Consider the following 14,091-nt stretch of genomic DNA (forward strand, 5'->3'; position numbering starts at 1 on the left):
TCCACCCCGAGAACCCCATAGCCCTCGCAACCAAGGAGAACCCGCCCGTGTCCCGTTCCACCCTCAGACGGGGAGCCGTCGCCGCACTCTGCGCGGCGCTCCTCCCCGTCGTTCCGGCGGCATCCGCGTCCGCCGCGCCGAGGCCCCCGGGCCCGCCGTCGGACGCGGCGCTCGCCGCCGAGCCCGCCCGTCACGACCTGACGCGTGAACAGTTCTACTTCGTCATGCCCGACCGGTTCGCGAACGGAGACACCTCCAACGACCGCGGCGGGCTCACCGGTTCACGTCTGGAGACCGGCTACGACCCCACGGACAAGGGCTTCTACCAGGGCGGCGACCTCAAGGGCCTGACCGAGCGGCTCGACTACATCAAGGGCCTCGGCACCACCGCCATCTGGCTCGCCCCGATCTTCAAGAACCGCCCCGTCCAGGGCACCGGCAAGGACGCATCGGCCGGCTACCACGGCTACTGGATCACCGACTTCACCCAGGTCGACCCGCACTTCGGCACCAACGCCGACCTGTCGAAGCTGATCGACAAGGCCCACGGCAAGGGCATGAAGGTCTTCTTCGACGTCATCACCAACCACACCGCGGACACCGTCGACTACGCCGAGAAGAAGTACGGGTACAAGCCGAAGGGCGCCTACCCGTACCTCGACCGGGACGGCCGCCCGTTCGACGACAGCAAGGGCCTGGCGAAGGTCGACGCGGACTCCTTCCCGTACACACCGAAGAACACGGGGAGCAAGGTCCCGGCCTGGCTCAACGACCCGACGATGTACCACAACCGCGGCGACTCGACCTACGCCGGCGAGTCCACCACGTACGGCGACTTCTCCGGCCTCGACGACCTGTGGACCGAGCGGCCAGAGGTCGTCTCCGGCATGGAGAAGATCTACGAGAAGTGGGTCCGGGACTTCGATATCGACGGCTTCCGGATCGACACCGTCAAACACGTCGACCTGGACTTCTGGACCCGGTGGGCGACCGCTCTGGACGCCTACGCGGCCAAGCGCGGGCGCAAGGACTTCTTCATGTTCGGCGAGGTCTACTCCGCCGACACCGCCATCACCTCGCCCTACGTCACCCGGGGCCGGCTCGACGCGACGCTCGACTTCCCGTTCCAGGAGGCGGCACGCCAGTACGCCTCGCAGGGCGCCCCGGCCTCGAAACCCGCCGCCGTCTTCGGCGACGACTACCGGTACACCACGGACAAGGCCAACGCCTACGAGCAGGTCACCTTCCTCGGCAACCACGACATGGGACGCATCGGCTCCTTCCTGAAGCAGGACAACCCGAAGGCCGATGACGCGGAACTCGTCAAGCGCGCACAGCTCGCCAACGAGCTGATGTTCCTCAGCCGCGGCAACCCCGTCGTCTACTACGGCGACGAGCAGGGCTTCACCGGCGCGGGCGGCGACAAGGACGCCCGCCAGACCATGTTCGCCTCGAAGACCGCCGACTACCTCGACGACGACCAGCTGGGCACCGGCCGTACGCACGCCTCGGATGCCTACGACACCCGCCACCCGCTGTACCGGAACATCGCCGCGCTCTCCAGGCTGACCAAGGAGAACCCGGCGCTGCGTGACGGCGTCCAGACCGAGCGGTACGCGGATGGATCCGTCTACGCCTTCTCGCGGACGGACCCCAAGCGGTCGAACGAGTACCTCGTCGCCACCAACAACGGCACCGCGTCGAGGACGGTCGAGCTGCCCACCGCGTCGGCCGGGATGAACTTTCTTACCCTGTACGGCGGTTCCGGTACGGTCCGCAGCGGCGCCGACAAGAAGCTCACCGTCACCGTGCCGGCCCTCTCCAGCATCGTGCTGCGCGCCGGGAAGGCGATGGGCGACCCCACCACCAGGCCCTCGGTCACCCTGAAGGCGCCCGGCGCCGGAGCCACCGGCACCGTCGAGATCTCCGCCGACGTCGACGGCGGACAGCTGAACCGGGTTGTCTTCGCCGCCCAGACCGGCAACGGGAAGTGGGTCACGCTCGGCTCCGCCGACCATGCCCCGTACAAGGTCACCCAGACCGTGGGCGACCCGGTGCCCGCCGGAACCCCCCTGCGGTACAAGGCCGTTGTCGTCGACCGTGCCGGCCGAACCGCGAGCGCCCTCGCCTCGTCCACCGCGGGACAGGCACCCGCCGCCGAGAAGCCCGTCGCGGTCGAGCGCGACTACGCCGTCGTCCACTACAGGCGTACGGACGGCGACTACGACGGCTGGCGGATCCAGGCGGGCGACAAGTCGGCCGGGTTCACCGGGCGGGACGCCTACGGGGCCTTCGCCTGGATCAAGCTCGACGAGGGCGCCTCCTCCCTCCCGTACACCGTGGAGAAGTCCGGCACCGCCGACGGTCCCCGGCGCACCGTCGACCTCGCGAAGACCGGACAGGTCTGGATCGAGCGGGGCAAGGACGGCCAGGCCGACGAGACCCCTGACGGCGCCTACCCGCCGCAGGACACCACAAAGGCAGTACTGCACTACTACCGGGCCGACGGCGACTACGACGGCTGGGGGCTGCACACCTGGACCGGCGCCAAGGACCCCACCGACTGGGCCAAACCGCTCCAGCCGGTGAAGAAGGACGCCTCCGGCGTCACCTTCGAGGTGCCGCTCACCGACGGCGCGACCTCGCTCAGCTACATCCTGCACAAGGGCGACGAGAAGGACCTCCCCAGCGACCAGTCGCTCGACATCGCCACCCATGGGCACGAGGTCTGGATGCTCGGCTCCACCCCCGGCTATCTGCTGCCGCAGACCGGCGGCGCACCCACACCCGACCTCACCAGGGCCGAGGCGCAGTGGATCGACTCCGACACCGTCGTGTGGAAGGTGAAGGCGACCGAAGCCACCAGCCAGCAGCTCGTCCACGCATCGGGCGGCGGTATCTCCGTCGTCGACGGGGCGCTCTCCGACGAGGGGCAGTGGCTGCGGCTCGCACCGTCCGCGCTGACCGACGCGCAGAAGGCGAAGTACCCGCACCTCAAGGACTATCCGGCGTTCACCGTCGACGTCCGTGACCGGGACAGGGTGCGTGAGGCGCTGCGCGGCCAGCTGATCGCCACCCAGCGCGCCGCCAACGGTGCGCTGCTCGCCGCCACCGGCGTACAGAGCGCGGGAGTGCTCGACGACCTCTACGGGAAGAACGCGGCCACCGCCTCGCTCGGCCCGGTCTTCGACCACGGCCGCCCCACGCTGTCCGTCTGGGCGCCCACCGCGCAGACCGTCGCCCTGGAACTCGACGGGAAGAGCGTCCCGATGCGGCGTGACGACCGCACCGGCGTCTGGTCCGTCACGGGCACCAAGAAGTGGACGGGCAAGCCCTACCGCTATGTGGTGGACGTCTGGGCGCCCACCGTGCAGAAGATCGTCACCAACAAGGTCACGGACCCCTACTCCACCGCGCTGACGACGGACTCCGCGCGCAGCCTCGTGGTCGACCTCGACGACCCGGGCCTCGCGCCGAAAGGCTGGTCCGGGCTGAAGAAGCCCGCCGCCGTCCCACTGCGTGACGCCCGGATCCAGGAGCTGCACATCCGCGACTTCTCGATCGCGGACCGTACCTCGAAGCACCCCGGTGAATACCTCGCCTTCACCGACACCCGCTCGGACGGGATGAAACACCTCAAGGAGCTCGCCGGCTCCGGCACCAGCTACGTCCATCTGCTGCCCGCCTTCGACATCGGCACCATTCCCGAGAAGAAGTCGGCCCAGCAGAAGCCGGCCTGCGACCTGTCCGTGTACGCCCCCGACTCCGAGGAGCAGCAGGCGTGCGTGGCGAAGGCCGCCGCGAGGGACGGGTTCAACTGGGGCTACGACCCGCTGCACTACACGGTCCCCGAGGGCTCGTACGCCTCCGACCCGGAAGGCACCAAGCGCACCGTCGAGTTCCGGCAGATGGTGCAGGGGCTGAACGGTGCCGGGCTGCGGACCGTCATGGACGTCGTCTACAACCACACCGTCGCCTCCGGTCAGGACGACAAGTCCGTGCTCGACCGGATCGTGCCCGGCTACTACCAGCGGCTGCTGGAGGACGGCACCGTCGCCACCTCCACCTGCTGCGCCAACACCGCACCCGAGAACACCATGATGGGCAAGCTCGTCGTGGACTCGCTCGTCACCTGGGCCAAGGAGTACAAGGTCGACGGCTTCCGCTTCGACCTGATGGGCCACCACCCGAAGGACAACATCCTCGCCGTCCGCAAGGCGCTCGACGCGCTGACCCTGGCCAAGGACGGCGTCGACGGCAAGAAGATCATCCTGTACGGGGAGGGCTGGAACTTCGGCGAGATCGCCGACGACGCCCGCTTCGTCCAGGCCACCCAGAAGAACATGGCCGGCACCGGCATCGCCACCTTCTCCGACCGGTCCCGCGACGCCGTCCGCGGCGGCAGCCCCTTCGACGAGGACCCGGGCGTGCAGGGCTTCGCCACCGGCCTCTACACCGACCCCAACTCCTCCACCGCCAACGGCACGAAGGCCGAACAGAAGGCCCGGCTGCTCCACTACCAGGACCTGATCAAGGTCGGCCTCACCGGCAACCTCGCCGACTACACCTTCACCGACTCCTCCGGCAACACGGTCAAGGGGTCCGGCGTCGACTACAACGGCGCCCCGGCCGGATACGCCGCGGCCCCCGGTGACGCCCTCGCCTACGCCGACGCCCACGACAACGAGTCGCTTTACGACGCACTCGCGTTCAAGCTCCCGGCGGGCACATCAGCGGCGGACCGGGCCCGTATGCAGGTCCTGGCGATGGCGACGGCCACCCTCTCGCAGGGGCCCTCGCTCTCCCAGGCGGGCACCGATCTGCTGCGCTCCAAGTCCCTGGACCGCAACTCGTACGACAGCGGTGACTGGTTCAACGCCCTGCACTGGGACTGCCGCGACGGCAACGGCTTCGGCCGCGGACTGCCCCCGGCCGCCGACAACGAGTCCAAGTGGTCCTATGCCAGGCCGCTGCTGACCGGGGCCGCGCTCAGCCCCGGCTGCGCACAGATCAACGGCGCGTCCGCCGCGTACCAGGACCTGCTCACCATCCGCTCCACGGAGAAGGACTTCGACCTCTCCACCACCGAGCAGGTCCAGTCCGCCCTGTCCTTCCCGCTCTCCGGGAAGGACGAGACACCGGGTGTGATCACGATGAGGCTCGGAAAGCTGGTGGTCGTCCTCAACGCGACCCCCGGCACCGAGACCCAGAAGATCGCCGGCCTGGCTGGGCAGCAGTACATCCTGCATCCTGTCCAGGCTGCGGGCGCGGACTCTACCGTCAAGAAGTCGACGTACGAGAGGAGCTCGGGAAGCTTCACCCTTCCGGGACGCACAGTGGCGGTGTTTACCCTGAGCTGAGCCGTACGGGACTACGCTGAGAGGCAGCAGCCGCCGGGGAGTGCCGCAGCACCGCACTCCCGGGCGTGCCCTCCTACCCCCCGGCCGGTCCCGGCCCCTCTCCGGTACGCCAGGCGTCCTCCCATGCCTGCGCAGTACGGGAATCAGGGGCCGGGACCGGCCGGTCCACCTGTTTCAGCGACGGTGACCATGGCGAGCAACATCCCCGAGGAGACAACGAGCTTTGTCGGACGGAAAGCGGAACTTGCCAGGCTCGAACACAGCCTCGCCGCGCACCGGCTGACCACCCTCACGGGCAGCGGCGGTGTCGGCAAGACCAGGCTCGCGGTCCGAGCGGCCCGGCACGCGGCGGCCGGACACCGCGACGGCGCCCGGTGGGCGGATCTCTCACCGCTCCACGACGACGGACTGCTCATCGCGACCGTCTCCGACGCGGTCGGGCTCTCCGATCACACCCTGCGCATGCCCATCGACGCTCTTTGCGAATGGCTCGTCGACAAGGAACTGCTGCTGGTCCTCGACTCGTGCGAGCATCTGCGCTCCACGTGCGCGCATCTGCTCGGCGAAATCCTCACCACGTCACCCGGCCTCACCGTGCTCGCCACCAGCCGGCAGCCCCTGGGCATCAAGGGCGAGCAGATCGTCGAGGTGGAACCGCTGCCCGTCGAGGGCGCGGCCGACGCGCTGACACTGTTCCGGGACCGGGCAGCCGCGGCAGCCCCGGGGCTCGCACTCGACGCGCCGGGCAACGCCGAGGCCGCCGCCGAGATCTGCCGCCGCCTCGAAGGCATCCCGCTCGCCATCGAACTCGCGGCGGGAGCCCTCTGCCGGGAAACCGTCGAGCAGGTCGCCGTGCGGATCGGCTCCCGATTCGACGTACCGACCGACGAATCGCTCCGGCTGCCGCGCCACCGCACCCTGCGCACCGCCATCGGCTGGAGCCACGAGCTGTGCACACCGCTGGAACGGCTGCTCTGGGCCCGGCTGACCGTCCTGCGCGGCGACTTCGACGAGGCCGCGGCCCGCGAGATCTGCGCCGAGGGGCCGCTCACCGAGGACGGCGTGACCGAGGCACTGAACGGCCTGGTCGCCAAGTCGGTCGTCGGACGGGACGGCGTACGGCACCGCATGCTCGACACCATCCGCGAGTACGGACGGATGTGGCTCGCCGAGCTCGGCGAGGAACGGACCGCCGCCGACCGGCACGCCGCCAGTTTCCTCAGCCTTGCACGCCACGCCCACGCGGGCTGGACCGGCGACGAACAGATCATCTGGTACCACCGCATCGCCGAGTCGCACGCCGACCTGTGTGCCGCCCTCGACCACCTGCTGGCCCATGACACCGGAGCCGCCCAGGAAATGGCGGGCCGGATCGGCTTCTTCTGGTGCTGCTGCGGCCATCTGCCGCAGACCCGCGAATACGCCCAGCGCGCCCTGGACGCCGGACCGGCCGAAGGCCCCCACCGCACCCGCGCCCTGTGGGTGCTGGGCATCACCGTCATGCTCCAGGGCGACTACCCGGCCGCCCGGCGCCTGGGCAGGGAGTGCACCAGGGCGGCGGCCCGCGACGGGGCCGACGAGGGCATCCTCGCCGCCGCCTATCTGTGCGGCCTCACCCATCTGATGACCGGCCGCCCCGAGGCGAGCCTCCGCCAGGTCGACCGGGTACTGCGCACCACAGGCACCGCCACCCCGCTCGAAACGGCCTACCGGCTGCGCTGCCGGCTCATCACCGTCTTCGCCCTCACCAGCCTGGGACGGCTGGACGAGGCGGAGGCGGCGGCCCTGGTCCTGCGCGCGGCCTGCGAGGCCCAGGACGAGTGCTGGACCCGTAGTTACGTCGACTACCAACTCGCCCTGATCGCCCTGCTGCAGGGCGACGCAAACGCCTCCGCCGCCCACGCCCGCTCGATGCTCGCGGGCAAGCACCGCCTCCGGGACAGCTTCGGTATCGCGCTCGGCCTGGACATTCTGGCCGCGGCGATCGCCGCCCAGGGGGCGGGCGCCCGCGCCGCCCGGGTGTACGGCACGGGGCAGGTCTACTGGCGCATGGTCGGCCACCCGCAACGCGGCACCCCGGAACTGGGCCCCCTGCGCGAGGCCTGCGAACGCCAGGCCCGCGCGGCCGTCGGCGACGCCGCCTACCAACGCGCCTTCGAAAGGGGCCGGGCGGACAACGCGGAGGTGGGCCTCGCGGCCGCGCTCCAGGGCGAACTGCTCACGTAGGGCCTGAGGGCACCCGGAGCGTCCGGATCAAGAAACGAATCCTCTTGTGCGGTCATGCCGATCAGCGTAAATGTGAGGTCCGAGAACCGGCCGTACCGAAGAGCTCAAGGCGCAACCGACCGATTCCGTAACGGAGTTACTGGCCACCCACCTCAAGCCCGTCGACGGCGTCACCGTCCACGCGTCGGCGGAGTCCCGCGATCTGGACCTGTCCTACCGCAAGCGCCGAGCCCGCACAGCCGTTACGGCAGCCGCTGCACGGGAACGGCCGGCGCTGCGGGCGCCAGAGCGGAGAGCCGGTTCAACAGCTCCCCGAACGGTCCGTCCGCCGGCTCCTGCGCGAAGACCCGAAACACGATGCCCGCCATCTCCGTGTTGTACGCGGCACTCACCGTGGCCAGCGCCGCGAAGTCGTGCACCAGCTGCATCTCCAGCTCCTCGCGCGGAATCCGCCGGCCGCCCAGCCAGATCAGCGCCGTCGACTCGGCCAGCGAAACCCACGACCGCACGACCAACTCCAGCCGTGCCGGAGGAGCTTCGACCCCCAGATGGGCCAGGATCTGCTCGCAGGCCGCCTGCCGCACCCCGTCGATCATCGCGTTCGCCGCCGACGACCCGGCCGCGGGCCCGCCCCGCATCAGCGCCGAGAACCCCGGACCGTGCTCCTCGACAAAGTCGAAGAACCGCCTCATCACCCTCAACAGCCGTTCCCCGAGAGGTCCTTCACGCGGCTCCACGAACCGCGCCGCCAAGTCGTCGGCCGCCCGCCGCAGCGCCGCCTCGTACAGGCTCTGCTTCCCCGGGAAGTAGTGATAGACCAACGGCCGCGAGATCCCCGCAGCGGCCGCGATCTCGTCGATCGACACCTCGTCCGGGGAGCGGTGACTGAACAACTCCAGCGCGACACCGATCAACTGCTGCCTGCGCTCCTCGACGCCCATCCTGCGCCGCACCCCGGTCGTCATGGTGGACAGGGTACCCAGTGGGGCGGTGGGGAGCGGACTTCGGCGGCCGCCGCCCCCTGTGCCTGGGTTCCGCCGTCATTCGGGAATGCGGCTGTACTGCTCAAGTGTTGCCTTACTCGTGGACGTATCCATGAGTCGCAGTTCCCATGGGCCGGTGTTCACGTCGAAGTCTTTCCCGAAGCCAACCCATTTCCCGGCCAGACGGCGGCCGGTCGGCTCCGCCAGCAGTTGCAGCGCTCCGTGGTATCCGGCGCCCTGGTAATAGCCGTTGGAGGCTGTCTGTTCGGTCCACGACCCTGTGATGACATTCTGGTCTGACGTCAGATCCAGCGTGAGCGGGCTGTCGGCGTTGGATGAGGCCCCTGGCAGGCTGCGGCCTGTGATCCGGTTTCCGTGCTGTACCAGGATCACGTAGTGCTTGCCCTCGTGTGCGGACTCACGGCCGGAAGAGAAGTATTCGTATCTCGACAGCCATACACCGGCATAGCTCCGGCCGGCGGACTGAGTTTTCATCTGCGGTCCTGGAACGGCGGGACCGACGCCGTGGGTTCCTGTCAGACCTTCCGGATCCATGTCATGACCTCCCGCTCCGTCGTTGTGGACGCGGGCCAACGCATTGGTGTACGACGGTCAGCGGTGCCCCGCCGCAGCTTCCGGCGAAGTGTGAGCGGGACGAGAACAGGCCGTGCATGATGGCGCGGTTGGCTTGGCCGGTGTACTCGCGGCGTGGGCGATACGAGCTGACGCGATTGCGGCTGTTGCCCGGCTTGGACAGGGCGACCATCGGCGGGGGAGTGCACCAGCGGGCGTTCGTGGTGGCACGCACCAACAGCACTACGATGGCGGCATCAGCCAGCGAGCTGGGTGGGGAGGGAATATGAAGCGTCAGCGTAGCCACAAGGCCCGTCTTCACTTCACTCCCGCTCAGACGCTCGCCGCCGAGGCCCAGGGGCACGCAGTGGTTGCGGGGTGCGCGGACCTCGATCTCCTCGACCTCGTGGTGCCGGTCGTGGACCTCGCGGGAGCCGCCCCGGCCGTCCTCGACCAGGCAGGGCGCGATGGTGTATGTCTCGGAGTCGGCCGGGTTCCCGCAGAGGGAGCACTGGCGGACCAGACCGGAAGGCAGCAGGAGGTCCACGTGCGCGCCGGGCTGCCAGGCGGGCAGGTCGGGGACCTCCAGGCGGAGTTGGACCACGCCATCGGCGGGGGCGGTCCGTTCGGCGGTCAGCAGGCGGCGGGTGGTGGTGGAACGGCGGTAGGAGTGGCCCGAGACCGGGTTCTCCAGGGCCGGCAGCGGCCAGAGCGGGGAGTTCTCGATGCGGTGGCGCATTGCCCGCTTCGCGAGCAGTGCGGCGCCGGCGACGAGGACGACGGTGCGCAGGCGGGGCAGGGGGAGGGGCATGGTCAGCTGGTTCCCGTCATACGGGCCTCGGCGGCCGTGACCGCGGGCGAGTGGACGAGATAGGCGACTTCCTGGGCCGTACTGCCCTCCTGCGAGGGGTTGTTGCTGTCGGTTTGCTGGCCGGGCGTCAGCGCAGGGCACCCACCCGACTGCCGTCCGTCAGCGTCCCGTTCAGCCGTGCCCGGTCGCCCGCCCTGGCCGGTACGGCGAGGAGACGGCTGTCGGACCGCCCCTCCACCCCGCCCGAGGTGGTCAGCGAGGCGAACTGTTCGCTGCCCGCGGCCAGTACGTACCAGCGTCCGCCGTGTGACTTCCACAGCACCCCGGCCAGCACCCGTGGATCGCGCATCCCGCAGGCCGGTGTGTCCTCGGCCCGGGCCGCGACCGCCCCGGGCGGGCCGCCTGTTGCGACGGACGGTGCCGACACGGCCTGGAACTGGGCGAGAACCCGGCTTCCGGTGCCGCGCCAGGTCTCCGCCCTGGTGCAGAGCCAGTGCGCGGAGCCGTTGTCCTCGGGCAGCAACTGATCGGCGTACTGCCAGGAGTTCACCGACCGCACGCCGTGCGAACGGACCGAGGGCAGCAGGCAGGCGGTCCGCGCCCAGCTGTCCCGCTCCGCCCGCCCGGAGACATCGTGCGCCGCGGACGGCGGGCCCGACGTCAGCCGGGCGGGGGCCAGCTCGCCGAGGTCCGTCATCAGACGCGTCGCCGAGCCGTCGCGCAGCTCGATCGCATCCCAGGCGCGGCAGCTCCCGGCCGTCGCGGGGCTGGTCAGCGCGGCGGTCACGCCGTCGGGGGTGCGGCCCAGCGGCCGCGGGGCGCTGCCCGGCGCGAGCAGATTCCGTACGGAGACCGCATGCACCCAGGGCGCGGTGAGATAGCGGACCCGGTCGCGCGTACGGCCCGCGATCAGGGCGCCCGCCGAGGCCATGTCCGCACCGTCGACCCGGGCGAAGTCGAGCGCCACGCCCCCGGCCGGAGAGGCGTCACGCGGCTCCGCGTACCGCACGATGCGCAGCCCGTCGTAGAACAGCACCACCGTCGCCCGGTCCACCTCGCCCGCGTACAGCAGCTGCGGCGCACCCATCGGCGGGCCGACAGGTGTCCTCGGAGTCGCCGACGCACGCACCGCGCCGTCCGGACGCGCCCATACGGTGAGCGCTCGGCGCAGCAGCCGGGTGTCTTTGGCACGGTCGCCACGGGTGGGCCAGGAGGTGAAATCGGTACGGGGCGAGCGCCGCCAGAACGTAGCCGACACCCGGTGCAACGCACCCGGATCCAGGGCCTGTTCGGCGGCAGCGTTACGGGAGTACGGCGATACCGGCAAAGTGCCGCGCCCCCAGCCGTTGCCCGCCCAGCCGTTGCCCGGCAGCCCCAGCAGCGCCCCGCACACCAGCAGCGCCGCGACGGCCGCCACCGCCGCCTTCGCGTGCTGTCGGCGGCGCAGCAGGTCCGGTGGTCGGGCCTGGAGCGAACAGGGGTCGAACTCCGGGGAGTCGAGCAGCGCGTACGGCGCCGAAACCCCCTCCGCCTCCGCGAGCGCGGCATGAGGGTCGGCCGCCCCGGCAGCGGCGAGGACCCGCCGCACCTCCGCATCGGGCAGCCGCTCCAGTCCGCGCAGCACGCAGGCGGCACGGGCGGGAGCGGAAAGAGCCGACAGGGCCTGTTCCAGGGCGAGTTCATCCGATCCGCCGGAATGCGGGAACAGCCGCAGCCCCCACACCAGCGGAAGGAGGGGTGCCACCCGGACGCGGCGCAGTGGACGGCCCGCCTCCAGCGCCCCACGCAGCACCCTCCCGCGGACGTACGCGTAGGACGGGTCCACCACCACCACCGCGTCGGCGGACCTGCGCAGTGGTGGAACGCCGTCCTCGACCCCACACCCTGCCCCGCGTCCCGACAGCAGCGCCCGCTGGGCCAGGGCGTGCGCCGTCAGAACACGGCGATGGCAGCCGAGGGACGGCGGCAGTACGAGATAGCCGAGCCGGACGAGTCGCGGGTAGTGCTCGACGAGCGCGGCCCCGGACTGCTCCACACCGGCCGGGGCTGCTGCGGAAGGTACCTCTGGCAGTGGGCGCACGTTCAACAGAACGAGCGAATCGTGCGATGGTCACCCCGGTGCGCTCATGTGCGATGCACCGGGGCACCCGCTCACGACAGCTGCCATCCGCTGCCCGCCGGTGGTAGACAGCCTCCCGCCCGGCCCGGCCGGTGGTGCCGGTGACGCGGAAGCGGTCGGGGGCGTCGCCGCCGTGGAGGGCGTGGATCCCCGGCGCGCGGTCCGTTCAGTCGGTCGCGGAATTCGTGGGAAGCTCCATCCGTAAACCGGACGGAATGCGCAAGTCTCAGGCGAAGGCCGTCATCTGGGGATCCAGTGGCGCCCCGGTCATCCGGTTGCCCAGCGTCGACATCGTGTACGCGCCGATGCCCAGGACCACTTCCAGTGCGTTGCGGGCGGTGTACCCGTGCGCCAGGAACGCCTGAAGTGTCTTGTCGTCGACAGCTCCGGACGTCGCGATCACCGAAAGGGTGAACTGCCTTACGGATTCGAGTCGTTCATCGGGCAGTGTGCCTGCCTCCGGCTCGCGCAGGGCCGTGATCAGCTCGGGGTCCGCACCGAGTGCGGTGAGCTTCGCGGTATGCATCGCCACGCAGACGTGGCAGTCGTTGCGGGTCGCCATCGTCATGATCAGGACCTCTCGGGAGAGCGGGTCCAGGGTGGAGGACTCGAAGATGGCGCCGATCTTCAGGAAGCCGTCGAGCAGCTCCGGTGATGCGGCGAGCCGGGCGACGGCGGCGGGTAGATACCCCTGCTTCTTCGTCACCGCCTCCATGGTGCGGCGGGCGGCGGCGGGGGCGGATTCGAGGGTGTGGTCGGGGAATGCGGATGTGGACATGGCTGACCTCTCCTGTGGATGCTCACGCTAAAATCGACAACGTGATTGACGAAAAAGTAAACCAGGTTGTCGAGTTTCGCAATGGCTGAGCGAGAGGGCGAGCCGGGCGCGCGGTCGTCCGCGGGTGACGGGGCGGGCTTCGAGCTGCCCCTGCTGCTGTTCGCCGGATTCCGTTCGATCATCGACGAGTTGCACCGCGAGCTGGCCGAGCACGGCCACCCCGACGTGCGGCCCGCGTACGGCTTCGCGCTCCAGGCCGTCGGCCGTGACGGTGCGACGGCCAGCGAGATCGGCCGACGGCTCGGGGTCTCCAAGCAGGCTGCCGGGAAGACCGTCGAGAAGCTCGAAGGTCTCGGGTACGTGGAGCGTGTCGACGATCCCCGGGACGGGCGGCGCAAGCTGGTCCGGCTGACCGCGCGGGGCATCGACGTCCTGGTCAGATCGGCCGAGGGGTTCGACCGGCTGCGCGGCGAGTGGGTCCGGGCGCTCGGTGCCGACCGGGTGCGCGCGATGGAGGCCGATCTGCGTGCGATGGCGCCCGCGAGTGCGTTCCGGCTCGATGCGGCGGGGTGGTTCACGGGTTGACCCGACTGATCGTTCTGTGGCGATTCCTTGGGTCGATGAACATGCGAACGCATAGGTTGTGGTCACTATGCAACTAGGTTCGGGCGTAGACGATCAGGCTCGCTGAGGTGTCGCGAGCCGGTGTCAGCTTCTCGTTCATGAGCGAGCAGGCGGTGCCGAAAGGGCGGTTCGGGCATCGTGCCCGGCCGGCATTGCCTGCTGCTCTGCGCGCCGAAGTCGATGAGCGGGCGCATGCCGCCCGGACCGTATGGAACCTGCTTCATGCGTGGTGGCAGATGACGCCGAAGGAGGAGCGGACCCCCGGGTGGAGAAGTTCGCCGTCGAGGCCCGGATCGGCGGGACCTGGCAGCGGATCGCCGAGGGCACGACGATCGGCCACCGCCGTACCCGGCCCCTGACCGCGCCGGCCACGGCCACTGCGGTACGGGTAAAGGTGCTCGAGTCCCGGGCCACGCCGCATCCGGGGGCCACGGCACTGCACCTGAGCACTGCTCCGTAACTCCTGTGGCCGCGCGACCCCACCGGGGCCGCGCGGCCTTCCGGGGCGGCGGAGTGTGACTCAGAGCCTGTCGGGTGGCCTCCGACCGGGCGGCCACGCCCTGGCACGCACGCTTCCCGCGTTGTCGTCAGTCACCGACTCCCCCATAGCTGAAGGC

The 14,091-nt window shown here is 70.3% G+C and carries 7 protein-coding genes and 2 pseudogenes; 4 read left to right on the top strand and 5 right to left on the bottom strand.

The window, feature by feature from the left end; translation table 11 throughout:
- Window positions 1–47 precede the first annotated feature (47 nt).
- Both pulA and ACIPEK_RS25755 read left to right on the top strand, forming a co-directional pair.
- Window positions 48–5,360, top strand: a complete 5,313-nt coding sequence (pulA, locus tag ACIPEK_RS25750; protein WP_402000309.1) for a pullulanase-type alpha-1,6-glucosidase — start codon at window positions 48–50, stop codon at window positions 5,358–5,360.
- Window positions 5,361–5,549: 189 nt separating this feature from the next.
- Window positions 5,550–7,586, top strand: a complete 2,037-nt coding sequence (locus ACIPEK_RS25755; RefSeq protein ID WP_402000312.1) for an ATP-binding protein — start codon at window positions 5,550–5,552, stop codon at window positions 7,584–7,586.
- A gap of 242 nt (window positions 7,587–7,828) precedes the next feature.
- Here ACIPEK_RS25755 and ACIPEK_RS25760 read toward each other — a convergent pair whose 3' ends face one another.
- The 5 genes and pseudogenes from ACIPEK_RS25760 to ACIPEK_RS25780 all read right to left on the bottom strand — a co-directional run bounded on the left by ACIPEK_RS25760 (window position 7,829) and on the right by ACIPEK_RS25780 (window position 12,850).
- Window positions 7,829–8,551, bottom strand: coding sequence for a TetR/AcrR family transcriptional regulator (locus ACIPEK_RS25760; RefSeq protein WP_402000315.1), 723 nt, complete (start codon window positions 8,549–8,551; stop codon window positions 7,829–7,831).
- A 75-nt stretch (window positions 8,552–8,626) separates the two neighbouring features.
- Window positions 8,627–9,034, bottom strand: a pseudogene (locus tag ACIPEK_RS25765) (XRE family transcriptional regulator); the annotation flags it as partial.
- 478 nt (window positions 9,035–9,512) lie between these two features.
- A pseudogene (locus ACIPEK_RS25770) lies at window positions 9,513–9,953 on the bottom strand (oxidoreductase); the annotation flags it as partial.
- A gap of 127 nt (window positions 9,954–10,080) precedes the next feature.
- Complete coding sequence (locus ACIPEK_RS25775) at window positions 10,081–12,033, bottom strand: hypothetical protein (protein ID WP_402000318.1); 1,953 nt, start codon at window positions 12,031–12,033, stop codon at window positions 10,081–10,083.
- 265 nt (window positions 12,034–12,298) lie between these two features.
- Window positions 12,299–12,850, bottom strand: a complete 552-nt coding sequence (locus ACIPEK_RS25780; protein WP_402000321.1) for a carboxymuconolactone decarboxylase family protein — start codon at window positions 12,848–12,850, stop codon at window positions 12,299–12,301.
- An 81-nt stretch (window positions 12,851–12,931) separates the two neighbouring features.
- Between ACIPEK_RS25780 and ACIPEK_RS25785 the strand changes: the two genes are divergently transcribed.
- Window positions 12,932–13,435: a MarR family winged helix-turn-helix transcriptional regulator gene (locus ACIPEK_RS25785; RefSeq protein ID WP_402000324.1), complete on the top strand. Its 504-nt coding sequence runs from the start codon at window positions 12,932–12,934 to the stop codon at window positions 13,433–13,435.
- A 304-nt stretch (window positions 13,436–13,739) separates the two neighbouring features.
- Entirely contained in the window at window positions 13,740–13,934 is a 195-nt protein-coding gene (locus ACIPEK_RS25790; RefSeq protein ID WP_402000326.1) for a hypothetical protein, read from the top strand.
- Window positions 13,935–14,091: the final 157 nt, after the last annotated feature.

Origin of the sequence: Streptomyces sp. NPDC088246, from assembly GCF_044741025.1 — a bacterium.
In the GTDB taxonomy this organism is placed as follows: Bacteria; Actinomycetota; Actinomycetes; order Streptomycetales; family Streptomycetaceae; genus Streptomyces.